The 23,837-nt window shown below is 37.4% G+C and carries 25 protein-coding genes; 16 read left to right on the top strand and 9 right to left on the bottom strand.

What is annotated here, in order from left to right; genetic code table 11:
* Positions 1–47: 47 nt before the first annotated feature.
* Positions 48–1,190: an aminotransferase A gene (locus tag ACE199_RS01225; RefSeq protein ID WP_375348272.1), complete on the bottom strand. Its 1,143-nt coding sequence runs from the start codon at positions 1,188–1,190 to the stop codon at positions 48–50.
* Positions 1,191–1,344: 154 nt separating this feature from the next.
* Between ACE199_RS01225 and corA (ACE199_RS01230) the strand changes: the two genes are divergently transcribed.
* Positions 1,345–2,340, top strand: coding sequence for a magnesium/cobalt transporter CorA (gene corA / locus ACE199_RS01230; RefSeq protein ID WP_375348273.1), 996 nt, complete (start codon positions 1,345–1,347; stop codon positions 2,338–2,340).
* A 95-nt stretch (positions 2,341–2,435) separates the two neighbouring features.
* Here corA (ACE199_RS01230) and corA (ACE199_RS01235) read toward each other — a convergent pair whose 3' ends face one another.
* Positions 2,436–3,389, bottom strand: coding sequence for a magnesium/cobalt transporter CorA (gene corA / locus ACE199_RS01235; RefSeq protein WP_375348274.1), 954 nt, complete (start codon positions 3,387–3,389; stop codon positions 2,436–2,438).
* Between the two features lie 362 nt (positions 3,390–3,751).
* On the opposite strand from corA (ACE199_RS01235), the gene ACE199_RS01240 reads away from it, so the two are divergent.
* Entirely contained in the window at positions 3,752–4,657 is a 906-nt protein-coding gene (locus ACE199_RS01240) for a chemotaxis protein (protein WP_127759632.1), read from the top strand.
* Between the two features lie 379 nt (positions 4,658–5,036).
* Here ACE199_RS01240 and ACE199_RS01245 read toward each other — a convergent pair whose 3' ends face one another.
* Entirely contained in the window at positions 5,037–5,540 is a 504-nt protein-coding gene (locus tag ACE199_RS01245; RefSeq protein WP_375348275.1) for a YkyB family protein, read from the bottom strand.
* A gap of 261 nt (positions 5,541–5,801) precedes the next feature.
* Positions 5,802–6,185 (bottom strand): hypothetical protein, encoded by a 384-nt coding sequence (locus tag ACE199_RS01250; RefSeq protein ID WP_375348276.1) that lies wholly within the window; start codon positions 6,183–6,185, stop codon positions 5,802–5,804.
* 594 nt (positions 6,186–6,779) lie between these two features.
* On the opposite strand from ACE199_RS01250, the gene ACE199_RS01255 reads away from it, so the two are divergent.
* On the top strand, positions 6,780–7,160 hold the full coding sequence (locus tag ACE199_RS01255) for a fluoride efflux transporter FluC (RefSeq protein WP_375348277.1): 381 nt from the start codon (positions 6,780–6,782) through the stop codon (positions 7,158–7,160).
* On the top strand, positions 7,157–7,525 hold the full coding sequence (crcB, locus tag ACE199_RS01260; RefSeq protein ID WP_375348278.1) for a fluoride efflux transporter CrcB: 369 nt from the start codon (positions 7,157–7,159) through the stop codon (positions 7,523–7,525). Before ACE199_RS01255 ends, crcB begins: the two co-directional genes overlap by 4 nt.
* 114 nt (positions 7,526–7,639) lie before the next feature.
* Here crcB and ACE199_RS01265 read toward each other — a convergent pair whose 3' ends face one another.
* The gene (locus tag ACE199_RS01265) at positions 7,640–8,506 is read right to left on the bottom strand and encodes a metallophosphoesterase (RefSeq protein WP_375348279.1); all 867 of its coding nucleotides are present in this window, start codon (positions 8,504–8,506) and stop codon (positions 7,640–7,642) included.
* A 144-nt stretch (positions 8,507–8,650) separates the two neighbouring features.
* Between ACE199_RS01265 and ACE199_RS01270 the strand changes: the two genes are divergently transcribed.
* Together ACE199_RS01270 and ACE199_RS01275 are read left to right on the top strand one after the other, a co-directional pair.
* Positions 8,651–10,516, top strand: coding sequence for an SLC13 family permease (locus ACE199_RS01270; protein ID WP_375348280.1), 1,866 nt, complete (start codon positions 8,651–8,653; stop codon positions 10,514–10,516).
* Positions 10,517–10,623: 107 nt separating this feature from the next.
* A complete protein-coding gene (locus ACE199_RS01275) occupies positions 10,624–11,829 on the top strand; it encodes an EAL domain-containing protein (RefSeq protein WP_252294016.1) in 1,206 nt (401 codons plus the stop codon).
* Between the two features lie 94 nt (positions 11,830–11,923).
* Here ACE199_RS01275 and ACE199_RS01280 read toward each other — a convergent pair whose 3' ends face one another.
* Both ACE199_RS01280 and ACE199_RS01285 read right to left on the bottom strand, forming a co-directional pair.
* On the bottom strand, positions 11,924–12,160 hold the full coding sequence (locus tag ACE199_RS01280; protein ID WP_119116133.1) for a glutaredoxin family protein: 237 nt from the start codon (positions 12,158–12,160) through the stop codon (positions 11,924–11,926).
* 61 nt (positions 12,161–12,221) lie between these two features.
* The gene (locus ACE199_RS01285) at positions 12,222–13,199 is read right to left on the bottom strand and encodes an MBL fold metallo-hydrolase (RefSeq protein WP_375348281.1); all 978 of its coding nucleotides are present in this window, start codon (positions 13,197–13,199) and stop codon (positions 12,222–12,224) included.
* 183 nt (positions 13,200–13,382) lie between these two features.
* On the opposite strand from ACE199_RS01285, the gene ACE199_RS01290 reads away from it, so the two are divergent.
* The 10 genes from ACE199_RS01290 to ACE199_RS01335 all read left to right on the top strand — a co-directional run bounded on the left by ACE199_RS01290 (position 13,383) and on the right by ACE199_RS01335 (position 21,720).
* The gene (locus tag ACE199_RS01290) at positions 13,383–13,622 is read left to right on the top strand and encodes a DUF1797 family protein (protein WP_119116135.1); all 240 of its coding nucleotides are present in this window, start codon (positions 13,383–13,385) and stop codon (positions 13,620–13,622) included.
* A 196-nt stretch (positions 13,623–13,818) separates the two neighbouring features.
* Positions 13,819–13,965, top strand: a complete 147-nt coding sequence (locus ACE199_RS01295) for a hypothetical protein (protein ID WP_182480510.1) — start codon at positions 13,819–13,821, stop codon at positions 13,963–13,965.
* A gap of 115 nt (positions 13,966–14,080) precedes the next feature.
* Entirely contained in the window at positions 14,081–14,518 is a 438-nt protein-coding gene (gene cbpB, locus ACE199_RS01300; protein WP_119116136.1) for a cyclic-di-AMP-binding protein CbpB, read from the top strand.
* Between the two features lie 407 nt (positions 14,519–14,925).
* Positions 14,926–16,422 (top strand): MDR family MFS transporter, encoded by a 1,497-nt coding sequence (locus ACE199_RS01305; RefSeq protein WP_375348282.1) that lies wholly within the window; start codon positions 14,926–14,928, stop codon positions 16,420–16,422.
* 257 nt (positions 16,423–16,679) lie between these two features.
* Complete coding sequence (locus ACE199_RS01310; RefSeq protein WP_127759640.1) at positions 16,680–17,564, top strand: transcriptional regulator CcpC; 885 nt, start codon at positions 16,680–16,682, stop codon at positions 17,562–17,564.
* Positions 17,565–17,737: 173 nt separating this feature from the next.
* Complete coding sequence (gene dapD / locus ACE199_RS01315; RefSeq protein ID WP_375348283.1) at positions 17,738–18,439, top strand: 2,3,4,5-tetrahydropyridine-2,6-dicarboxylate N-acetyltransferase; 702 nt, start codon at positions 17,738–17,740, stop codon at positions 18,437–18,439.
* Between the two features lie 76 nt (positions 18,440–18,515).
* Positions 18,516–19,646, top strand: a complete 1,131-nt coding sequence (locus tag ACE199_RS01320; RefSeq protein WP_375348284.1) for an N-acetyldiaminopimelate deacetylase — start codon at positions 18,516–18,518, stop codon at positions 19,644–19,646.
* A 162-nt stretch (positions 19,647–19,808) separates the two neighbouring features.
* Positions 19,809–20,351, top strand: coding sequence for a peroxiredoxin (locus ACE199_RS01325; RefSeq protein WP_127759643.1), 543 nt, complete (start codon positions 19,809–19,811; stop codon positions 20,349–20,351).
* 142 nt (positions 20,352–20,493) lie between these two features.
* Positions 20,494–20,949, top strand: coding sequence for a TlpA family protein disulfide reductase (locus ACE199_RS01330; RefSeq protein ID WP_127759644.1), 456 nt, complete (start codon positions 20,494–20,496; stop codon positions 20,947–20,949).
* A 108-nt stretch (positions 20,950–21,057) separates the two neighbouring features.
* On the top strand, positions 21,058–21,720 hold the full coding sequence (locus ACE199_RS01335; protein ID WP_375348286.1) for a potassium channel family protein: 663 nt from the start codon (positions 21,058–21,060) through the stop codon (positions 21,718–21,720).
* Positions 21,721–21,848: 128 nt separating this feature from the next.
* On the opposite strand, the gene rnjA is transcribed toward ACE199_RS01335, so the two are convergent.
* Complete coding sequence (gene rnjA, locus ACE199_RS01340) at positions 21,849–23,516, bottom strand: ribonuclease J1 (protein ID WP_127759646.1); 1,668 nt, start codon at positions 23,514–23,516, stop codon at positions 21,849–21,851.
* A gap of 3 nt (positions 23,517–23,519) precedes the next feature.
* Complete coding sequence (locus ACE199_RS01345) at positions 23,520–23,732, bottom strand: DNA-dependent RNA polymerase subunit epsilon (protein WP_127759647.1); 213 nt, start codon at positions 23,730–23,732, stop codon at positions 23,520–23,522.
* Positions 23,733–23,837 lie beyond the last annotated feature (105 nt).

Consider the following 23,837-nt stretch of genomic DNA (forward strand, 5'->3'; position numbering starts at 1 on the left):
TGCAGTCTGTGATGGACTGCATGCTTATTTCTTTCTCATTGGCTTTCTTATCGTAAAAATGCTTCGATTCGATCGAGTGCTTCTTTCAATGTTTCCATAGAGTAAGCATAAGAAATACGGAAATAGTCATCGCCGAGTGAAGAGAAAGCTTCACCAGGAACGACAGCGACCTTTGTTTGTTGAACAAGCTTCAGGCAAAAATCTAGAGAAGAGGTATAGCCTTTTGGCAGTTTAACAAAAAAGTAGAATGCACCGTTTGGTTTAACGACGTCTAACTGCATTGCCTGAAGGCGATTATATACATAGTCTCTTCGTTTGGCATATTCCTCTTTCATTGGTAGTGCGTCATTAAATCCTGTAGTGAGCGCAGCTAGAGCTGCTCGCTGAGAAATCGATGAAGCGCACGTCACGTTGTATTGATGTACTTTTAAAATATGTTGACAAATATTTGCCGGGGCAAATAAAAAGCCAATTCTCCATCCTGTCATTGAATGAGATTTAGATAAGCCGTTTAACACGATTGTTTGTTCTTTTAAGAAGCTAGCAATCGAAACATGTTCTTGGTCGTATACTAATTCACTATAAATTTCATCCGCTAAAATCATAATATCTTTGCCGCGAATAAGATCGGCGATAGCTTCTAATTCGGCGCTCGTTAATGTAACGCCTGTTGGATTAGATGGATAAGGTAATACAATACAACGAGTAGCTTCTGTTATGTAGGGCTCGATCACATCGGCTGTCATCCGAAAATTATTTTGCGTTGTATCTGCATATACTGGAACCGCACCACACATTTTTATAATCGGTTCATAGCCAGGGTAAACAGGTCCAGGCAGAATGACTTCCGTGCAAGGCAATAGAATAGTTCTAAATGCGATATCAATGGCCTCACTTGCCCCAGTTGTCACGATAATTTCATCTTCTGCTCGATAGGAAAGAGCATATTTCTTCTTTACATATTCACGAGCTGCTTCTCTTAATTCTAAATAGCCAGCATTATGTGTATACACGGTATAATTTTCGTCAATTGCTTGTTTAGCTGCCTCTTTTATATGAAGTGGTGTCGGGAAATCTGGTTGTCCGATCGTTAACGAAATAGTCCCTTCAATATCGGCTACCATATTATAGAATTTGCGTATTCCCGATATTTCCACTGATTTGACAAGAGGATTAAGTATATGATCCATCTGATTTTATTCCTCCTTTGAATATGCATATATTTTATCATTTCATGACGGAATAAAGAAAATAAATCTTCATTATTTTTAATTGTTTTTCTATTAGCAAGATGGAAGAGTATAATAAAGGTTAATTGTTAAATTATTCAAAAGGGTTGGTTATGTGATACATATTTGTGCAATAACAAAGAATCATGAGTTTGTTTCTAATTTATCTTTAGAAGATGTTCATGAGCAACATATAGACTGGTATTGGGTTGATTTTTTTCAACCAAATGAAGAGGAACAGGAGGAGTTGGCTCGTTTTTTTCAATTTCATCCATTGGCCATTGAAGATTGTTTAGATAACTTCATTCAACGTCCTAAAATTGATTATTATGAAACATATCAATTTATTATCCTGCATGTGCTAAAAAAAGCAGATTTGCGATCGGTTGAATTAGATTTGTTTGTTGGAAATCGATGGCTTGTTACGTTTCATAATGAAGAATTGGAGGAGATAACAGTTGTATGGGAGCGGTTAAAAAAAGATATCTCCATGAAAAAAGGTCCGTTTTTTCTTATGCATGGGTTGATTGATTATATTGTCGATGAATATTATCCGACGGTGTACAGCATAGAAAATCAGTTAAATCAGATCGAGGATAATACAGAAAATGAGACGATTGCAGAGTTAATTGATCAGCTATTTGATCTACGGTCTGACTTGTCAAAGTTACGGCGTACAATTATGCCGATGCGTGATTTATTGTATCGAATGACTTCCTCGGATCGGATTAGTTATTTACAAGAACAGCATTCCTATTTTAATGATGTATATGATCATTTATTGAAGTTAGCGGAAATGTTAGAAGCATATCGTGATTTTTCTTCAGATATCCGTGATAATTATTTATCCGTTAACTCGAATAATATGAATAAAACGATGATGACATTAACGGTTATTACAACGATTTTTATGCCTCTTACTTTTATTGCTGGCGTATATGGTATGAACTTTTCTTTTATGCCGGAGCTAAATTGGCGCTATGGTTATTTTGTTGTACTAGCTATGATGGGAGGAATCGCGCTGCTTATGTTCTGGTATTTTGTGAAAAAAGGCTGGCTGAATAATAGCAAGCAAAAAAGAAAAAGAGCGCGAAAATCAAAAGTGCTGTAAACTTGGAAAACTTTTCTTTAAACCGTATATAATATACATTTGAGGCTATGGTGCCAGACTTTCGGTTTAATAGGCTGGGGGGAAGGCGCACTAGCCTAAAACCACCCCTTCCTCTTAAACCAAAAGTACATGGATACTCCAATAACTCCCATTAATCCAAGAGAAAAGAAATAACCATATTTCCATGTTAATTCGGGCATATATTCAAAATTCATCCCGAAAATCCCTGCAATCAGTGTTAAAGGGGCAAATATAGAAGTTATAATGGTAAGAACTTTCATCACATTATTTGTTTGGTGAGAGTTTAATGAGAGATAACTATCTCTTATATCTGCAGTTACTTCCCTATCCGACATGACCATTTCTGATAGTTTCAAAAGATGGTCGTAAATATCAGAGAAGTATTCTTTTCTTTTTTTTACACCGCTCAAATGGTGAGAGTTTAGCATACGGTAAAGTAAATCACGCATTGGATGAATGGTATGCATTAGATTTAACAACATATATCTTGTATCAAACAGTTCATTCATTAAATGACTCATTGATTTATTTTGTATATTATCTTCAATTTTATTTAATTTTTCTTCTATTTTATAAATTAATGGGAAGTAATTATCCACGATTTTGTCTAAAATTTGATAAAACACATAGAAGGTGTCCCATTTCTCAACATTTTTTTGAGATAGTAATCTGTCCCATACTTGAGAAACTTCTATTGCTGGATTAAGGTGGAAAGTCACTATAAAGTTTTCTCCTACAAAAAAATCTAACTCCTCTTTTAAGATTTCTCTTTCCTCTTCTCGAACGAGATGTGTAGTATAAAAAGTATAATCATAATAATAATCTAATTTTGGTCTTTGAAGTGTATGTATACAATCTTCAATAGCGAGTGGATGAAAGTGGAAAGTTTTCTCTAAATGTGTTAGCTCTTCTTTAGTAGGCTCATTAAAATCCACCCAAAACCATTTATATTTAGAGAAATTCAAATCGTCTATAAACACATGTTTTTCTAACTTATTTTTATCAGTAATCCCGATAAAGCTTATCATATTAACACCTTCTAATCATTCCTTCAATAATGATTTATATGTTATGTTTTATAACTAATTTTCCCCTTTAGTTTAATGAATATGTTAACTGCTAACATTGATAATTAGTAAAATGATGAATAAGAGTCAATTACAAAAATATTTTGGCATTTACTATTAACGATTTAGTGTTGGAATCCGAATTATGTAGTATAAGGGAATTGTTAGAGCAGGGGAGTGAATGGAAATAAGGAATCTATCTCCAATATGTGAAGTTTCTCTGTGTGAAATAGGTCATTTTTACTAAATTGTCTGATTTGACAGCGACAAAACATGGTATATTAAATGTAGTAAATGGGAATTGAATAGGAAGGACGAGGGATATGAAAGAGAACAAAGGGATTTTGTTAGAAAGTGGGACAAATGAATTAGAAATTGTGGAATTTGGTATTGGAAAAAATAAATTTGGGATTAATGTCATTAAAGTGAAAGAAATTATTAATCCTGTTCCGATTACTATTGTGCCCCACGCACATCCTAATGTAGAAGGAATTATTGAATTGCGTGGTGAAGTTTTGCCTGTTGTGAATGTGGCAGACGCATTAGGTTTCCCCGCTTCAGAAAATCCAAAACAAGATAAGTTTATTGTGGCCGAGTTTAATCAACAAAAAGTCGTATTTCATGTTCATTCGGTTACACAAATACACCGTATTTCTTGGACGCAAATTGAAAAACCTTCTGATATGTACCAAGGCCTTGAAGGCCAAATTATTGGGGTCATTAAATTAAATGGTGACATGATTCTGCTTTTAGATTTTGAGAAAATTGTCGTTGAAATTAATCCAGAAACAGGAATTAGTATCCAGCAAGTGAAAAAGCTAGGGAAACGCTCGAATTCGCAAACAAGATTGGTTGTGGCTGAGGATTCCCCGCTATTGCGTAAATTGCTTCATGATACGTTAACAGAAGCTGGTTTTGAGTACTTGGAGTTTTTTGAAAATGGACAAGATGCATTAGATTATTTAGAAAGCATAGTGGAATCAGGGAAAACGCTGGCGGATGAAGTGCATTTAGTTATTACGGATATTGAAATGCCGCAAATGGATGGACATCATTTAACGAAGAGAATTAAGCAGCATCCTGAATTATCCAAGCTGCCGGTTATCATCTTCTCTTCATTAATTACTGATAGTCTTCGCCATAAAGGACAAATTGTTGGGGCGGATGCTCAAATTAGTAAACCTGAGATTACTGCTTTAATTAAATTAATTGATGAATATAGTTTATAAAGTGAAACTTCCATCAGTGGCGGCTCTTTCATTCCCCACTGATGGTTAGTCACGTTCTACGGTCACTAAGATTTCAAGCTTCGCTTTCAATCAAGTGACCGTATGAACCTGATTGGTGAAAGCTTACCTTTGAAAACCACAAAGGTAAGTTTCACTGTATTTTACCAATCGGACCTTTACGGGCCCTCTCTTCTTTGTTTCCTCATAAGCTTGAGGTGGGGGCTTACTGCCTGTTAAGCGTGGGATAAATCTACATAAAAAAACGAGTTTGAGACGTGTAGTCTTAAACTCGTTTTTTTATGATTGGCGATTGGGATTTATCGTGACCTTTAGCTCAGTTCAATGATGTTAAAGAAGTAAAGATTCATTAGATTTCCAACTAGTATTTCGATCCTTTACCTAAAAAAGATGAAGGAAAGGGGTTGTGGTATCGCTGGTTAGGTTGGTTCATTTTGTTCTGCTTTTTCTTCATATCTGGTTTAGATTGTAGATCCTTTGCTTGTCCAGTATAAGATTGTAGTATTTGTTTTGCTTTCGATAATGACATAACAGCTTTAGGGTTCCGAATGGATGCTGAGCGGTTACCGAGATGGGGTAAAATTTTTAAATCTTCCTTTGTAGGTGGAAGGTGAAAGACATATGCACCGCATGTAACGATTACGTCGGATTGTTGTGCAGCAAAACGAGGGTTATCAGAGAAATGGAGACCTATTTTCTTTGCTTTACCTTCTTTCAACAATTTATTTAAAGCGAGGCGTTTTAAGTCATACAAATACTTTGGCTCCAAAGCTGTTTTTGCATGCTTGTTGACAATAAATACTGCTTGCGCAAGGGAGTCGGTTGAGGTATCTGCCATTTCAGAATGTCCTTTCATATCTTTCATTACAGGAACTCCTTTTCTTCATGAGCTTTATGCTCTTTTTGATAGCATTGTTAGTTCGATAATCTATGTAGTTTGTAAGTCATTTACATATCTATGCATCATCATTATACCACTTTCCAATATTTAAGAAAGTCATTCTGAGATTTATAAAAGAAATGTTTTAGTTTTACGACCTTTTTCAAAAAATCATGAAAGTCCTCACTTCTAATCTAGAAGTGAGGTATGATTGAAAGATATAATGAGGTAGAGACATACCGTTTGTTACAGGCTAGGGGTTCGATTATAAATATTTATAGTATCTGATGTTGCTGCTTGTGCAGTCACTTGCGGCGGATAGGCAGGAACTCCTTGCCCCCCGAATCCACCGTAATAACCACCAAATCCCGGGTCACCAAATCCTGGGGCACCAAATCCGCCATAATAACCAGGATAAGGCGGGTAGAATGGACGGTTCCAGAGAAGTGGAACAGCTAAACCTGCAATGAACGCAGCTGGTATGGCAAGGCCGAGCCCAAGAGGAAAAAACCTTTCGTCGCCATAGTGATGTTGTTCAGGGGCGTGTCGATCAATCGGGTAGGATGAATAAGTAGAATAAGGGTAAGGAAGATAAGAGTAGGAAGGGTAAGCGTATGGATATGTTTGCATATAAAAACCTCCTTTTTGAAAAACTATATAGTTTCGCACCTTGTAGAATGGCAGGAGCGAAGAGATAGGTTATCATTAATTGAAAGTTGCTAGAAAAGCCTATCAAATAATCTATCTACATGCTTATGCTTTTCTATATAGTGTATGGGATTTGCCCCGAAAAGAGCCTGTTTCACTCCATTCTGTTATAATGATGATATTTATCCCGCACTTAACAGGCAATAAGACCTCAATTCAAGCCTAGAAAGAAGCAACGAAGGTGAGTGGGGATAACTGCTCTCATCTAGCCACTTGAGGTCATAAGATGAAAGGCTCTGTGGCAAACTGGACCAACGCCGTATTTTATCTTATGCTTATCACGGGCCGAACAGCTGACTCGCATTTGTAGTAAAGGTCTGATTAGCGAGATACAAGGAACGTAACTTTGTGGTTTTCAAAGGTCAGCTTTCACCAATCAGGTTCGTACGGTCACTTGATTGAGGTGGAGGTTTTAGTGACCGTAGAATGTGAATAACCACCTGTGGGCAGTGGGGATGAAGGAAACCCCAAACGGATGGAAGTTTCCCTTTATTGCGAAGTTTGAGGTGAGTATACATGTTAATTCGAATACTAGCTATTGGGATTGGTGGTGGCTCTGGTGCCGTATTGCGCTATATGATTCAAGAAGTACTGCCGTCACCCATTTTTCCATGGAGCACCCTGTTGATTAATATTGCTGGTAGTTTTTTGCTAGGGGGGGTCACGGGTTATTTTATGAATCGAAATCGAGGAGAGATTCTGCAGTTAGCTTTAGGTACCGGTTTGTGCGGAGGGTTTACGACGATGTCGACGTTCTCTGCTGAAGCGGTGGCTTTAATGAGAGAGTCAATCCTACTTAGCGGATTATATATCGGGTGTACGGTGTTAGGCGGACTGACCGCTTATTTCATTGGGCAACATGTATTTCTAGGTAGAAGAAGTGGAGAACGAGGATGAATGTTGTTTTTGTATGGATTGGCGGAATGATCGGAGCTATTGCAAGATATAGCGTGCAAACGTATTTGAAGAGGATTTTACCGGAAAGTACGATTCCACTAAGTATTTTGATTATTAATTTGGCGGGCTCTTTTGGATTAGGCGTGTGTATTTCAGCGGGAAATGAGTTAAATCTATCGTGGCAATTGTTTAGTATGACGGGTTTTTTAGGAGCTTTCACAACGTTTTCAACGTTTAGTTCAGAAAGCCTATTTTTGCTCGGGAAACAGCAGTATATGAAAGCCTTTTTATATATAACAAGTTCGATTATAGGCTGTATATTTGTATTTTTTATTGGCAATATTGTAGCGATGTCGTTATTATAAATAAGAAAATAAATTTGTAAAGCAACAGAAGAAATGACATGGATTATGTCATTTCTTCTACAGCATTTTTTTTGGCTAGTACAGCATTTTGTCATTATTCATGCAGGAATCAGTCTAGATGTGTGGAGAGTGTAATTCATACACTGTAATTTCTGGACGCGACAAAAAACGATAAGGAAGGCGAGTTGTACCGATTCCTCTGTTGACATATAAAGTGAGGGAGTCGATGTTGTACAAGCCTTCCGGATATCTCTCGGCAAAAGGTGGAGTGACAAGTGCTCCAAAAAACGGAATTTGCACTTGTCCACCGTGACTATGGCCGCTTATTTGCAGGTGAATTGGATAATTCTTTGCCGTATCTGCTAAATCAGGTGCATGAGATAATAGAATGGTATACTTACTTTCAGGAATACCAGAAAGTGCTTCTGGAAAGTCTGGCTGACCGAGCATCGCGTCGTCAATACCTGTGAGATAAATAGATTCCTTTGATAAAAGAGAGAGCTCTATGTTTGCGTTTTGTAGAAGAGTAAATTCACACATTTCCATAATGGATTTGTATATTTCAGAACCATAACCACCGTGATCGTGGTTTCCATATACACAGAATTTCCCTAACGGAGCATGAAGCTTTTGTAACACAGGAATAATTTCTTTATAATTCCTATATTTATCCGGTTTGTCCATTAAATCTCCTGTAAAGATAATGACATCCGCTTGCAGGGCATTTATTTTTTGGATAAGTGTTTGTAAGTCTTTTAATTGAAACTGAAATCCTAAATGTGTGTCGCTAAACTGAACCATTTTTAAACCGTGAAATCCTTTTGGAATGAAGGAGTGACTGATTGGAATATGGTTGGTTTTTAACCAATGCGGTTCAATATTATGGATGTAGTATTTTCCGCCAATTCCTAAACCAGTGATGGTTAATAAAGAGGCAATACTTTTTTTTAGAAATGTTCTGCGTGAAATAGTTTTATTCATGTTAATCAACCTATCTAATAAATGATACTTCCTCATATTAGCAAATAAAAGATAGAAAAAGAAGGGATATATTCTTTTGTTACACTATATTAAAGAAACGGAAACGGATAGGACATATTGTGTGTGCCTATACGGAGGTGCTTGATGACTCAGCCTTTGTTTATAACAGTTCTCATACTTGTATGTACAATCGCTTGTATTATATATGGAAAATTTAGAGCAGATTTGATTGCATTAGTTGGCTTAGTTGTACTAGGTTTAACTGGAATTTTATCTTTAGAGGAACTTTTAGCGGGATTTGCGAATCCGGTCGTCATCACGCTTGCTGCCTTATTTATCGTAAGTGCAGGTATTTTTAATAGCGGGCTTGTTGACGAAGTTGGAAATTATTTATTGAAATTCGGTGTAGGTTCAGAATTAAAGCTGCTGCTTATTGTGATGATAACGGGTGGCTTACTTAGTGCTTTTTTTAGTGGAACGGGTATTGTCGTCATTTTAATTCCGATTGTCGTAAGCATGGCTTTGAAGAAAAAAATGAGCCCGTCCCGCTATTTATTACCGCTCGCTTATGCGAGTAGTTTAGGTGCCGTTCTTACCTTAATTGGGACAGCGCCGAATATCTTGATTAGTTATATTTTACAAAGCGAAGGCATCGTAAAGTTGAAGTTTTTTGATTTTACACCTATCGGACTTGTGGCCTTTGCAGCAGGTGTAGTATTTATGCTGACACTAGGGCGAAAGCTGCTGCCCGAAGAACCATTAGCAGCGAGGAACAGCGTGAAGGAGTTATCGGCTAGGGAATTAGCCGGCATGTATAAAGTATATGATCGTCTGCATTATTTACACATACCGGGTAACTCGGATATTGTTGGAGAAAGACTAGCTAATTTACATCTTCCGTTTCAGTATGAAATTACGTTGATTGAAATTAAGCGTAAAGCGAAAGAGAAGCAATTGCCTTTGCTTTCAAAGCAATCGGTTATTTCCGCTAAAGCAGATGAAGTACTGCATCCAGATGATATTATTTTAGTGTTTGGGGAAGTCGAGAATGTAGAGCGGTTAGCCGTCGATTATGAATTAGAGTATAAACACTTTAATCCAGAACAAATTAAAAAGCACTTCGTGAGCAGTAAATTTGGTTTAACGGAAATCTTAATTATGCCTAACTCTAATTATGAAAATCAAACACTGATGGATATGCAGTTTCGTGAAAAATATCGTTGTAACGTATTAGCGATTAATCGTAATGGCGAATATATTCAAACAGAAGTTGGGACAGAAAGACTAAAGCAAGGTGATGCTCTTCTTATTCATGGAGAGTGGAAAAACATTGAGCGTATTTCAGCGGATCTTGAAGACATGATTGTCATTGGAAGCGCCTCTGAAGAAGTTGTCGAGCAACGGGAGCGTACTCAGTCGAAGGCGCCGATTATAGCTGCTGCCATTACAGCCTTGATGACTATTCTCTTATCCATTGGCGCGATACCATTTGTCTTATCTGTTGTAATCGCCGCACTGCTGATGGTAGTAACCGGTTGTGTACGTTCGATGGAAGAAGCTTATCAGAAGATTAATTGGGAGCCTGTTTTATTAATTGCGGCGATGATGGGCATTGTGCGGGCGTTAGAGAATACAGGCGGTGTACGATTAATTAGTGATTGGTTTGCTATATTCTTTGATTATACAGGTCCGTATGGTTTGCTAGCTGGCTTTTATTTATTAACGATGCTTTTAAGTCCGTTTATTCCTTATGGGGTAACTGCGATTGTGATGGCTCCGATTGCCTTATTATGTTCTAATACATTAGGAGTAAGTCCAATTCCAATATTAATGGGAATTGCTATTGCTGCAAGTGTTGCATTATCTTCACCTAAAGCTACGTCTAGCAATACCCTTGTAATGACTGCTGGTGAATATCAGTCAAAAGATTTCGTGTTAATGGGAATTTTATTGCAAATTTTTGTTGGAATTGTCTTAGTTTTAACAATCCCATTGTTCTTTCCATTTTAAAGATAATAGGTTACTTAATGGGTTTTAAGAAATTTCGTATTATCAAGAATAGAAACTAATGGTATAATTTGTGCATATTGATGTTTCGTGATTAGGGGGAATACATCATGGATGCAGATAACATATTGGCGAATCTTGACCGAGTTGTTCCGTTTTTTCAACCAATTTTTAGTGCGGATCAACATCAGGTTATTGGTTACGAAATATTAGGGCGTTTTGAAGAGAACTCTGAATATAAGAGTTTAGGACCTTTTTTTCAAGATGCGACCATTCCAGAAGAGTATAGAATTGAAGTAGATAATTATTTACTGGAAGTAGCACTAGAACGTATTAAGGATTACGGAGAAGAATTTCTTATTTTTATTAACCGTGACCCAAATTTACTGATGTTTGATCATGGCGAGCAATTTATGGAAACGTTGAAACAACATTTAGAATTAGACGAGCTTTCACGTGTTGTGCTGGAGCTATCTGACACTATTGATATCGATAATTTTGAGCCATTGCAGCACGTGCTTGCGTACTATAAAACGTACGGTATTAAGGTTGCTTTCGATCATTTAGGGGATCATAGCCAGCTTGATAAGATTGCACAACTGTCACCTAATATTCTAAAGGTTAATGTAGAACAAATGCGTATATCTGGCGGAGATGCTTATCAAGTCGTTTTATTTTCCCTTAGTATGTTAGCTAGAAAAATTGGAGCGAGCTTATTATTTGAAAATATCGAAACAGAATACCAGCTTCGATTTGCCTGGAAAAATGGAGGGCGCTATTATCAAGGATACTTTTTATCAAAGCCCGATTTACTATTTATTGACAAGCATAAATTACGTGAAAAGTTTCAGCAAGAATGTCAAAATTTTATCTCATATGAAACGAAGAAATTAGAAGCTGTTTATGAAAAAACGCAACGGTTCAATGAAGAGATAAACATGTTTTTGAAAGTACAGAAGCGTTATGAATCACATGAAGAAATGCTAAAAGTGCTAGCCAATAAATTAGAAAAAGTTTGTTTTCGATTGTATGTATGTGATGACCAAGGATACCAAACGTCACCCAATATTCTTTACAAAGATGGTGAATGGCTCATTCAAAAGAGTTATTTAAATAGCAATTGGAGCTGGAGACCGTATTTCCTAGAAAATATTATTAAAATGAGGAATGAAAAGACGGGGATTTTATCAGATTTGTATAGTGATATTGAAACAGGTGAAACAATTCGAACGTTCTCTTATCCGATTAATAATAAGGAATATGTTTTCCTTGATTTATCTTATAGTTATTTGTACGAAAATGATGCTTTATTATAAGAGTTGACAAAAAAAGTTGAGCTCTAAAGGTTGTTTATGAACAACTTTAGGCTCAACTTTTTTCGTTTATACGTATGGATTGCCTTGAATTTTGCTAATCTAATTGTAGTTCTTTTTTAATTTCTTCGAGTTCAAAGCCGATAATGGCTTTTCCATCTATGACAACAGTAGGTGTTGAATAAGATCCGTATTTCTTTGTTAACTCTTGAAGTGCAGTTTTATCTGTTTTAATATTTTTTTCCTTATAGGATATGTTGTTGTCGTTAAAAAACAATTTCATAATTTGACACGGGGGGCAGTCCGGTTGTGTATAAAGAGTTACGTCTTTCATTTTCTTCCTCCAATATGCAGTTCGATTTCGTATTCTTATTATAGAGAAAGTAACTATTCTTTTAAAGCGGTTTGCTTATCTTTTCTTCTTTTTGTTTTCTCATTAAATAATCGATGAGCCCCATTGAGCAGACCTCTAAATCGAGCGCTATAATTTCAAAAACGGGATGGTCAGCAGGAATTCCTTGTTTTGCTAGTAAATCACGTGTTTTGTCATACAGTATTTTCTGAGTCATTGACACTTGTTCATCAAAACTTGAACATGAATGGAAGGCGCTCTCAGCTGCTTCTATATAAATAGGGAGCCATGTTTGGATTTGATGGTAGACTTCTTCAGGGTTGTCAGATACACCGTAATGACCAAAATAAATGCGTTCAACCCCGATGCTTCGATATAAATCAATGGCGGCTAACATCGCTGTTGGATTAAATTGATTCGGTGAAGTAGATGGCATGTACCATTCAATTCCTGCCTCATCTAGGTCGCGATAATAGACACCAATTGTATCTCCTGAGAACATTCCTTTAGAAGTGGAATCAAAGATGCTGAGATGATGGTTGGCATGTCCTGGCGTATCGTAAAAAGTGAGAGAAGCTTGATTAGCAAATTGCAGTGTGTCTTGATTGTGCTTAATGATGAGCTTTTCTTTTGGTATAGGTAAAATAGGGTCGAATAATTCATCGAATTTATTGCCATAGACAGCTTTGGCACCTGCAATTAAACGGGAAGGATCTTCGAGATGTCTAGCTCCTTTAGGGTGAACAATAACTTTTGCATTCGGGCAATGTGATAAAAATAATCCAGTGCCGCCAGCGTGATCTAGATGAATGTGGGTTAAGATGATATAGGCAATATCTGCAGGATCAATATTTAATTCGGCTAACCCCTTTAAGAGATGAGGAATAGAAGGACTTGCTGATGTCTCTACGATTGTTAAAGGTGTATCGTGTATAACATATGTACCTGTCCGATGTTCGCGATTTAAATCGAATCCATCGATTAACGAAATTCGAAATCCGAGTTCAGAAATTGTGTCCATTTAGGCCGCCTCCATAATAATTTATTATGTACAAATGCTTGTCCTTATTTTATTCTGTTAATAGTGCCATGTAAAGAATGAATATTTAAGTATTCTGAATTTATTTGGTCGTGGTTATTGGATAGAAAAGTATGATATAGTGAAACCTATCGAAAAGGTTTTATATTAGAAAGGAGTGGTAGTATGTCTCAATTGCAGGGCATTCTTACCAGATTGAAAAATCTTCAAGAGCAAGCAAAGGAAACCGAGTCTGCTCAACGTTTTTTTGAAATAGATGGAGTGAAAATCTGCCAAGTTACATATTTCAGCAAAACGGACATGTTTGAGCTGGAAGTATACAGCGAAAAAGGGAAGTCTTCGAAATATCAATTTGATAATGTTGATATGATTACAATCGAAATCTTTGATTTACTTCAATCTTAATAGTACATGCTAAAAGAGCCAACCTGATTTAATTTTAGGGTTGGCTTTTTTCTATGAGGCTATGTGTATGCTGCTATTGCTTGTGAGAGTATGTTAGCTTTAGGCTCCGCCCGTTCAAAGGCAGTGCTTTTCTCTATTGTTTTAGCCTATTCATAAATCATTAAACATCGAGGAATGCTATACGTGGAGGGGTCATATGAATAAAATAATGGTAAGGTGTCCGAGTTGTTTAGATGAAAGGAATATTGAATCTGTGTTAACCGCTCAATCCAATCAGAATGTCATTTATGAGTGCCCGAATTGTCGATATGTGGCGAAAAATATACAAACAAGTAAGGGATGATGAATGCGTTTACATTTATTTGAAATCAAGGATATTTGGTGAAGCGATTTCTCCTTACCTATGTTACACTAGAAATAAGAGAGAATTTTAATAACATATGGTAAGGAGTTTTTACATGATTGGTACTCATGATGGGAATTTATTGGATTCAAGCGTGAAAGACTTGATGATATCTTCAGAACGGGTCGCCCACGTGCAGGTAGCCAACAATCTTGAACATGCGCTTTTAGTATTAACAAAAAGTGGTTATACGGCGATTCCGGTACTAGACCCAATGTATAAACTGCATGGATTAATTAGTACACCTGTAATTCTTGAATCCATATTGGGACTCGAACGGATTGAATTTGATAATCTTGAAAATAAAAAGGTTTCCGAAGTTATGATTCGAGATATCCCTCGCCTTCATGTAGAGGATTCAGTGATGAAGGGGTTAGAGTTATTAATTGACCATCCGTTTGTATGTGTTGAAACAGACGAAGGGGTTTTTGAAGGTATTATAACAAGGAAAGTATTATTACAGCATGTATATGAAGAAGAGCTGGACTCTTAAGCGATAATGAAAATTGGCCTCCGCAATGGAGGCTAGTTTTCTTTTTTAGGCTCAAATAAGATGGTGAATCCATTTTATCCCACACTTAAAGGTAGTAAGACTCCCATCTCAAGCTTATGCGGAAACAAAGAAAATAGGTGGGGAGAAAACTGCCCTCATCTAGCTGCATCTCCTAGTCCCTCGAGGTCAATAAGCTGTCATGCTCTGTGGTAAACTGCGCCACGCCGCATTTTGCCTTATGCTTGTCGGGGCTAAACAGTGGCCTCGCTTTTGTAGTAAAGGTCCGATTGGTGGCTAACCATCAGTGAAGGATGAAGGCCTTCCACTGATGCAAGTTTCACTTTAGAGCAGAGTTTTTTCTACATATTGTGTAGTATAAGTAAAGCTGTACCGGAAAGGGTGTTGGTATGATTCGAGATGAACATACACTACAGAAAAATAAGTCATTAAAGCGACCGTTAATTCTTGCAGCTATTATGTTAGCGATGTTTTTAAATGCTATTGAAGGAACGATTGTATCGACGGCTATGCCGGCCATTGTGAATGAATTAGGCGGCTTTGCTCAATACAGTTGGGTTTTCTCTGGCTATTTATTAATGAATGCGGTTACGGTATTGATTTATGGGAAATTATCCGATTTATTTGGACGGAAACCGGTTTTTTTATTTGGTATGATTCTTTTTTTATTCGGTTCGATTTTATGCGGCTTCGCCAATACGATGACAGAGTTGATTATTTACAGGTTTATTCAAGGTTTTGGAGCTGGAGCTGTAGCACCTGTTGCCACTACGATTGTCGGCGACATTTATGATAAGCGAGAGCGCGCGCGGATTCAAGGGTACTTGTCTAGCGTATGGGGGATTTCTGCTGTAATGGGGCCGGCTCTCGGTGGTTTAATTGTTGAATCTCTCACATGGCGTTTAATATTTTGGATAAATGTGCCGTTAGGTATTTTATCAATTATAGGGATTTGGTTTTTCCTGCATGAGAATATTGAAAAGAAAAAGCATAATATTGACTATAAAGGTGCTGTTCTGCTCACACTTGGGATTTCTACATTTATGATTATTCTCGTTGAAGGCGGCGTAAGATGGACATGGATTTCATGGCCTATCTTTATACTTGCAATCACTGCTCTTAGTGCCTTTTTCTTTTTCGTACGAGAAGAGAAAAAAGCACCTGAGCCCATGATGCCGTTTAATATTTGGCAAGAGCGGGCGATTTTAATTGCTAATATTGTTTCTTTAACAACAGGCATTATGATGATTGGTTTGTCCAGCTTTCTCCCGACATTTGTTCAAGGAGTTATGGAGCGTTCACCGACAGTTGCTGGCTTTACATTAACAGCCATGTCGATTGGTTGGCCGATTGCGTCCGCATTTGCGGGACGGTTGATGCTGAGGATTGGCTTTAAGGAAACGTCGTTACTTGGCGGTGTATCCTTAATCGTCGGAAGTATTGTACTCGTTTTTATGAAGCCGGAATCAGGGCCTTTTGTCGCTGCAATGGGATCCTTTTTTATCGGAGTTGGAATGGGCTTAACCTCTACCTCATTTATTGTATTGATTCAAAATAAAGTAAGTTGGGAGCAGCGAGGGATTGCAACCGCCTCAAATATGTTTATGCGAAACGTTGGGAATACGGTTGGAGCTGCTTTGCTTGGCGGCGTTTTGAATAGCCGCTTTCAAGCTTATTTAACAGAGCATACGAAACCAGAAGAGAACGTGACTTTAGATACGGCTAATCAATTGCTCGATAGTGAGGCGCGCGCAAAGCTGCCAGAACACATTGTTGAGGTACTTCAGACTGGTTTGACCCTTTCTTTACATACGGTCTATCTTATTGTCCTGCTGCTAAGTATCATTAGTTTTCTCTTGTTGCTATTTGTACGAAAAAAGAAATAATAGAATGTACGGCCTTTTCTTGATTAGGAAAGGCTGTTTATGTTTTTTAGAGGTTAAGAACGTATCACATTTTCGACATGTTTTGGTGTATAGCTCTAAGTCAGCACTAATCGCTTCGAAAGGCAAAGAACGTATCTGTTAGCCGTTTATCTTATACTTACGCTTTTTGCTTGTATTATAAAGCGACTTTGTTGATAATGAAACGTGGGATAAATTTAAATAAAACCATAAGAGAAAATTATCAAGGTGGATGTTTAATGTCATTTTCTGAATTTCATTTATTATCTGTTCTAGCTGAGGAAATGAATATGCGGAAAGCTGCAGAACGATTATTTGTATCACAACCAGCACTGTCACAGCGACTGCAAACGATAGAGAAAGATTGGGGAACCAAATTATTTTTACGTTCACAAAAGGGACTGTCGCTAACACCTGCAGGCGAGGCCGTCATTCGATTTGCCAACGAAGTACGGGAGAAGGAAGAAAAGGTGCGCGAAAGTATTCAAGCGATGGATCATGAGGTGTATGGAACGTTGAAAATTGCCTGTGCAACGATTGTCGGGCAAAATTGGTTGCCTCAAGTGTTAAAGAAGTTTGTCCAAAAATATCCGCATGCAAAAATCTCCCTCATAACGGGTTGGAGCAGTGAGATTTTAAAATCGCTCTATGAAGGGCAAGTTCATGTGGGTATTATACGTGGAGCTCCTGATTGGAAAGGGGTTAAACAGCATTTATTTACAGATATGCTGTATTTAGTGGACACGGAAATGAAAGAGCTAGATCAAGTGCTTGAGACAGATCGACCGTTTATTCAGTTTAAGAGCGATTCGAATTATTATCAAGAAATTCAAGATTGGTGGCATAGACAATTTCAAACAACACCTAAAAATACGATTGTCGTTGATCAAATTGAGACGTGTAAACAAATGGTGTTTAATGGGATTGGCTATGCGATTTTACCAGCCATTACACTTCATGATAAAGATACGAATATTTTTAAGATACCTCTTTTTGATAGTCAGAATCATTCGATTGAGCGTGATACGTGGCTATGCGGCTATGAATCGGCGTTTCAGCTTAAACAAGTGCAAGCTTTTACAGAAGTAGTCAAAGAGCATATTCTCGAGCAAGGGATGATATAAGAAAGATTAAGAGGGTCAAAATCGCTTTATTCGTTCGTTTTCTGTCAAAGAAAGGGTTTTCTTGATGAATAAAATATGTAGGTTATGTTTTTCGAGAGATTCAGCTTGTTTTACGAGCGGTTGTCTGATAAATTAAAAACGAGTAAGGATACATAACTAGGGGGTTAAGCAAAATGGATGCACGCGAAATTATTTCATTTATTGCAAATAGCAAAAAATCAACACCTGTGAAGGTTTATGTTAAAGGTGATTTAGAAGGTTTAGATTTTGGAGCAGAATCTAAAACATTTATCACTGGAAACACAGGGGTTGTTTTCGGTGAGTGGACGGATATTGAAGCGGCTCTTACTGCTGCTGGAAGCAAAATTGAAGATTATGTAATTGAAAACGATCGTCGCAACTCAGCAATTCCTTTATTAGATTTAAAAGGAATCAAAGCTCGTATTGAGCCAGGTGTTACAATTCGCGATCAAGTGGAAATTGGCGACAATGCGGTTATTATGATGGGGGCGACAATCAATATTGGTGCTGTAATCGGTGAAGGTACAATGATCGATATGAACGCTACACTTGGTGGACGTGCAACCGTTGGGAAAAACGCTCACATTGGTGCTGGAAGCGTATTAGCAGGTGTAATTGAGCCGCCTTCTGCAAAGCCAGTTGTTGTAGAAGATGATGTTATGATTGGGGCAAACGTTGTTGTACTAGAAGGTGTAACGATTGGTAAAGGTTCTGTTGTTGGAGCTGGTGCTGTCGTAACGAAAGATATCCCACCTTACTCTGTAGCAACAGGTGTACCTGCACGAGTTATTAAAGAAATCGATGAAAAAACAAAATCAAAAACAGAGATTTTGCAAGAGCTTCGTCAACTTTAATTTTTACGTACAATAAACAGGGGAGAGCGTGGATATTTTTTATCCGCGCTTTTCTTAATAGAAAGGGAGTAGAATCATGTCGCAGTTAAGTCCATTTGTTGCCATTCGTCGAGACTTGCATCAAATTCCGGAGATTGGCTTTCAAGAATTTAAAACACAAACCTATTTATTAAACTATTTGCAAAGTATTCAAAATGATCGAATGGAAATTGAAACGTGGCGAACAGGCATTTTTGTGAGAATTGCTGGAACGAATCCACGAAAAACGATAGGATACCGAGCAGACATTGATGGTTTACCGATTAAAGAACAAACTGAATTAGCGTTTGCTTCTCAGCATGAAGATTATATGCATGCGTGTGGACATGATTTTCATATGAGTATTGGGCTAGGTGTACTGACTCATTTTGCTAAGCATGCTATTGAAGATAATTTGTTATTTATTTTTCAACCTGCTGAAGAAGGACCTGGCGGGGCAGAACCTATGATGAAATCAGAGACGATGCAGAAATGGAAGCCGGATATGATTGTTGCGCTGCATGTGGCTCCTGAATATCCAGTAGGAACTATTGCTGTAAAAGAAGGATTATTATTTGCGAATACATCTGAATTGTTCATCGATCTGAAAGGTAAAGGCGGACATGCTGCATACCCTCATGAAACAAATGATATGGTAATTGCTGCTTGTCAATTAGTTGGACAATTACAATCTATTGTATCTCGTAATGTGAATCCGCTTGATTCAGCTGTTATTACGATTGGGAAGATTACGGGAGGAACCGTTCAAAATATTATTGCCGAAGAAGCTCGTTTAGAAGGGACTATTCGAACGTTGAACGCAGGGTCAATGAACAAGGTGAAAGCTCGAATTGGAGCGCTTGTAGAGGGAATAAAAGCAGGCTTTGAATGTGAAGCGGAAATTGATTATGGTTCAATGTATTATCAAGTGGATAATGAGGAACAATTAACACGAGAGTTTATGAAATTTACTGATGAAGCAGCAGATGTAGATTTCTATCATTGTAAAGAGGCCATGACGGGGGAAGACTTTGGTTATATGTTAAAAGAGATTCCTGGTTTTATGTTTTGGTTAGGAGTCCAATCGGAGTATGGACTGCATCACGCAAAGCTGAATCCAAATGAACGAGCGATTGATTTAGCGATTACCCATCTAGTGAATTACTTTACATTTAAAGGTAATTCGTAATAATTATGAAATTATAATTGTTAAAAAGTGAAGCATATTCGACAAAATAAGCTAAATTCTTGACCTTGCCATCATTTGGTTCTACAATAGACTACAGTGGTAAAAAATAACTGAGAATATTAATTCACATTCTCAATTGAATACATATTGGAGGGAATTTAAATGGCAGAACGTTTTGTAGGAAAACAAGCACCACGCTTCGAAATGGAAGCAGTATTACCAAACAAAGAATTCGGAAAAGTAAGTCTTGAAGAAAACATTAAAAATGATAAATGGACAGTTTTATTCTTCTATCCAATGGACTTCACTTTTGTATGTCCAACAGAAATTACAGCATTATCTGATCGTTATGATGAGTTTGAAGATCTTGATGCACAAGTAATCGGTGTATCAACAGATACAATTCACACTCACTTAGCTTGGATTAACACAGATCGTACAGACAATGGTCTTGGTGAGTTAAAGTACCCGCTTGCTGCTGATACAAATCATGTTGTATCTCGTGAGTATGGTGTATTAATTGAAGAAGAAGGGGTTGCTCTTCGCGGTTTATTCATCATCAACCCAGAAGGCGAACTTCAATATCAAGTAGTAAATCATAACAATATTGGTCGCGATGTTGATGAAACATTACGTGTACTACAAGCACTTCAAACTGGTGGTCTTTGCCCAGCGAACTGGAGACCTGGTCAAAAAACACTTTAAGTTTCATTTACTGACTATTAATAGTAAGACCTAACTTATAAGTTAGGTCTTTTTTTAAAGATAGGTGTATCAAGTTCGAGTAACAAGAACGATGAACATATACGCTTTAAACAATAATATGTATATGATGGAGGGGTTTACGATGAAATTACGTGATCAAATGCCAGAGTTAAATGGTGCGACAGAATGGTTAAATGGAGAAGTAACGAAAGCAGAGTTGATTGGTGAAAAACCAACGTTAATTCATTTTTGGTCAATCAGTTGTCATCTTTGTAAGGAAGCTATGCCGCAAATTAATGAGTTTAGAGATAATTATAAAGATAAATTAAATGTAGTGGCTGTACATATGCCACGCTCTGAGAAAGATTTAAATTTAGATGAAATTAAACAAATTGCAGCAGAACATGATATTACTCAATCAATTTATGTAGACAGTGAATTGAAATTGAATGATGCTTTTGAGAATCAATATGTTCCAGCTTATTATGTATTTGATAAAGAAGGAAAGCTTCGCCATTTCCAAGCAGGTGGAAGTGGAATGAAAATGCTTGAGAAACGTGTAAACCGTGTTCTTGCTGAAAACGAACAAGCTGAATAAGCCCTTAGAAGTCCTTAGTCATGCTATAACAGTTCGTTTATACCTTTTAAGATGTAACAATGGTAATATATGAATAAATGCGACTAAGGGATGTTTGGAGGGGTGGCAGTGAAAAAAGTGTTTGCGGTAATTGGTCTAGGTCGTTTTGGCGGCAGTATTGTTAGAACGCTTGCTCAAGAAGGGATGGAAGTTTTAGCAATCGATGCAGATGAGGATCGCGTAAATGAATTTGCTAAAATTGCTTCACATACCATCGTAGGGGATACGACAGATGAAAATGTACTTAAAAGTATTGGGATTAGTAATTTTGATCATGTCATCGTCGCAATCGGTGAAAATATCCAAGCTAGTATATTAACGACACTGATGTTAAAAGAATTAGGTGTAGACCATGTAACGGTGAAAGCGCAAAATGATTATCATGAGAAAGTTTTGCGTAAAATTGGGGCTGACACAGTTGTTCATCCAGAACGGGATATGGGGCGTAGAATTGCTTATAATATCGTTTCCAATAATATATTAGATTACTTGGAGCTTTCTGAGGATCATTCAATTGTCGAGATTGTTGCAAGTGAGAAAATGAATGGGAAGTCTATTTTTGATCTTGATATTCGAGCTCGTTATGGACTTAATATTGTGGCTATTAAAAGGGGAACTAACATTAATGTTTCTCCACAGGCTCACGATGCCATTAACGCAGGTGATATTCTCATTGTAGTCGGCGCAGATACAGATATTGGCCGTTTTGAAAGAAAAGTGTGTGGTGTCTAAAAGCATAAAAAAAGCAAGCTTATGAGTCGATGCTTGCTTTTTTATATGCTTTTCACGATATATATAACGATTAGAATAACAAAAAACCAAAGCCTTTAGCTAAAATGTGCTAGAGGCTTTGGTTTTTATTACACTTCCATAATGATTGGTAAAATCATTGGACGGCGTTTTGTTTTTTCATATAGGAATGGAGCTAGTGTGTCAGTAATTTCATTTTTAATTTCTGACCATTGTGTTGTTTTACGCTCCATGACTTTGTTTAAGTGTTTAGAAATTAATGCTTGAGCATCGTTGATTAAGTCACCAGATTCTCTCATGTAAACAAATCCACGAGAAATAATGTCTGGTCCTGCTGAGATTTTAAACTCTTTCATATTAATGCTGACAACGACAACAACCAATCCTTCCTCTGAAAGGATGCGACGGTCACGTAGAACGATATTTCCGATGTCGCCAATTCCGTTTCCATCGATATAAACGGATCCAGAAGGAATTTTTCCAGCTACTTGCGCTGTGTTTTCGCTTAACGCAAGTACCTCGCCGTTATCCATGATAAAGCAGTTTTCTTCAGGTACACCACAATCGATAGCATGTTGAGCGTGCAATTTTTGCATGCGATATTCTCCGTGAATCGGCATAAAGAACTTCGGTTTAATTAGACGAAGCATTAGCTTTTGTTCTTGCTGACCGCCATGACCAGATGTGTGAATATCACTTAATGGTCCAGAGATGACATCTGCACCAGCTCGATATAACTGATTGATTGTTCTAGATACGCTGACCGTGTTCCCTGGAATAGGAGATGAAGAAAAGACAACGGTATCCCCAGGGATAATTTGAATTTGACGATGCGTTCCGTTCGCAATACGAGAAAGGGCGGCCATCGGTTCACCTTGGCTACCTGTACATAGAATTGTCACGCGGTTAGCTGGTATTCTATTGATGCTTTGTGCATCCATAAAAGTATCTTTTGGTGCAGTAATATAGCCTAGATCTTGTCCAATGGTAATAGCTGCTTCCATACTGCGTCCAAAGACAGCGATTTTACGTCCGTTTGCCACTGCTGCTTCGACAACTTGTTGAAGGCGGTGAATATTTGAAGCGAACGTAGCGAAAATAATTCGCCCATCTACTTTACGGAACACATCATGAATCGTATCGCCAACGCGACGTTCTGACATCGTGAAGTTAGGTACTTCACTGTTTGTGCTATCTGACAATAAGCACAGTACGCCTTCTTTTCCAATCTCAGCCATCTTTGTTAAGTTAGCTGGCTCACCGACAGGAGTAAAGTCGAATTTAAAGTCTCCTGTATGGACGATTTGTCCAGGTGGTGTTTTGACAACGATTCCATATGAATCTGGAATACTGTGAGTTGTACGGAAGAAAGAAACAGATGTTTTTCGGAATTTAATAACTTCATCTTCTGTAATTTCAATTAATTTTGTCTGACGTAATAGACCGTGCTCTTCTAATTTATTACGAAGCAGTCCAAGTGCAAGTTTACCACCGTATACAGGAATGTTTACTTTTCGAAGAAGGTAAGGAATTCCGCCGATATGGTCTTCATGCCCGTGCGTAATAAATACTCCCTTAATTTTATCTACATTTTTTTCTAAGTAGCTGTAATCAGGAATGACATAATCGATACCGAGAAGTTCGTCTTCTGGAAATTTAATTCCGGCATCAATAATGACAATTTCGTCCTGAAATTGAACAGCATAAGTATTTTTACCGATTTCGCCTAGACCGCCCAATGCGAAAACGGCTGTTTGATCGTTTTTGACAAATTTCATAAATTATCCTAGCTCCAATACTTTATAATCTTCGTGCTGTTTTTCATAATCTAAATAAGCTCCTTCAACAACTTCCACGTATTCTACGTTAAAGGGTTTTTGTTTTAACTTGTGACGGACGTCGCGAACAGATTTTCCTTCTACATAAAGAATTTGCGTGTTTTCTCTAATTGGAACCTCTGCTATATTTACTTGATAGTATACCTTAAAAATCATAATAATCTCTCCTCGTTTAATTACATTGCTTGTTTCATTATATATAAAAACAACAAATTTTTCATGTTTTACAACATCATACCAATAGAAAGCTAATTGTACTGC

The sequence above is a fragment of the Peribacillus sp. Hz7 genome (genome assembly GCF_042136355.1).
Classification (GTDB): Bacteria; Bacillota; Bacilli; order Bacillales; family DSM-1321; genus Peribacillus; species Peribacillus asahii_A.

What these genes read in the sequence shown, in the direction of transcription:
- ACE199_RS01305 (WP_375348282.1), top strand. Translation starts at nt 14,926, where the DNA reads ATGATTCGAGATGAACATACACTACAGAAAAATAAGTCATTAAAGCGA.
- ACE199_RS01290 (WP_119116135.1), top strand. Translation starts at nt 13,383, where the DNA reads ATGTCTCAATTGCAGGGCATTCTTACCAGATTGAAAAATCTTCAAGAG.
- ACE199_RS01330 (WP_127759644.1), top strand. Translation starts at nt 20,494, where the DNA reads ATGAAATTACGTGATCAAATGCCAGAGTTAAATGGTGCGACAGAATGG.
- ACE199_RS01270 (WP_375348280.1), top strand. Translation starts at nt 8,651, where the DNA reads ATGACTCAGCCTTTGTTTATAACAGTTCTCATACTTGTATGTACAATC.
- ACE199_RS01275 (WP_252294016.1), top strand. Translation starts at nt 10,624, where the DNA reads ATGGATGCAGATAACATATTGGCGAATCTTGACCGAGTTGTTCCGTTT.
- ACE199_RS01345 (WP_127759647.1), bottom strand. Translation starts at nt 23,732, where the DNA reads ATGATTTTTAAGGTATACTATCAAGTAAATATAGCAGAGGTTCCAATT.
- ACE199_RS01280 (WP_119116133.1), bottom strand. Translation starts at nt 12,160, where the DNA reads ATGAAAGACGTAACTCTTTATACACAACCGGACTGCCCCCCGTGTCAA.
- ACE199_RS01250 (WP_375348276.1), bottom strand. Translation starts at nt 6,185, where the DNA reads ATGCAAACATATCCATACGCTTACCCTTCCTACTCTTATCTTCCTTAC.
- crcB (WP_375348278.1), top strand. Translation starts at nt 7,157, where the DNA reads ATGAATGTTGTTTTTGTATGGATTGGCGGAATGATCGGAGCTATTGCA.
- dapD (WP_375348283.1), top strand. Translation starts at nt 17,738, where the DNA reads ATGGATGCACGCGAAATTATTTCATTTATTGCAAATAGCAAAAAATCA.
- ACE199_RS01240 (WP_127759632.1), top strand. Translation starts at nt 3,752, where the DNA reads ATGAAAGAGAACAAAGGGATTTTGTTAGAAAGTGGGACAAATGAATTA.
- ACE199_RS01225 (WP_375348272.1), bottom strand. Translation starts at nt 1,190, where the DNA reads ATGGATCATATACTTAATCCTCTTGTCAAATCAGTGGAAATATCGGGA.
- cbpB (WP_119116136.1), top strand. Translation starts at nt 14,081, where the DNA reads ATGATTGGTACTCATGATGGGAATTTATTGGATTCAAGCGTGAAAGAC.
- ACE199_RS01310 (WP_127759640.1), top strand. Translation starts at nt 16,680, where the DNA reads ATGTCATTTTCTGAATTTCATTTATTATCTGTTCTAGCTGAGGAAATG.
- corA (WP_375348274.1), bottom strand. Translation starts at nt 3,389, where the DNA reads ATGATAAGCTTTATCGGGATTACTGATAAAAATAAGTTAGAAAAACAT.
- ACE199_RS01295 (WP_182480510.1), top strand. Translation starts at nt 13,819, where the DNA reads ATGAATAAAATAATGGTAAGGTGTCCGAGTTGTTTAGATGAAAGGAAT.
- rnjA (WP_127759646.1), bottom strand. Translation starts at nt 23,516, where the DNA reads ATGAAATTTGTCAAAAACGATCAAACAGCCGTTTTCGCATTGGGCGGT.
- ACE199_RS01325 (WP_127759643.1), top strand. Translation starts at nt 19,809, where the DNA reads ATGGCAGAACGTTTTGTAGGAAAACAAGCACCACGCTTCGAAATGGAA.
- ACE199_RS01265 (WP_375348279.1), bottom strand. Translation starts at nt 8,506, where the DNA reads ATGAATAAAACTATTTCACGCAGAACATTTCTAAAAAAAAGTATTGCC.
- ACE199_RS01285 (WP_375348281.1), bottom strand. Translation starts at nt 13,199, where the DNA reads ATGGACACAATTTCTGAACTCGGATTTCGAATTTCGTTAATCGATGGA.
- ACE199_RS01255 (WP_375348277.1), top strand. Translation starts at nt 6,780, where the DNA reads ATGTTAATTCGAATACTAGCTATTGGGATTGGTGGTGGCTCTGGTGCC.
- ACE199_RS01320 (WP_375348284.1), top strand. Translation starts at nt 18,516, where the DNA reads ATGTCGCAGTTAAGTCCATTTGTTGCCATTCGTCGAGACTTGCATCAA.
- ACE199_RS01245 (WP_375348275.1), bottom strand. Translation starts at nt 5,540, where the DNA reads ATGAAAGATATGAAAGGACATTCTGAAATGGCAGATACCTCAACCGAC.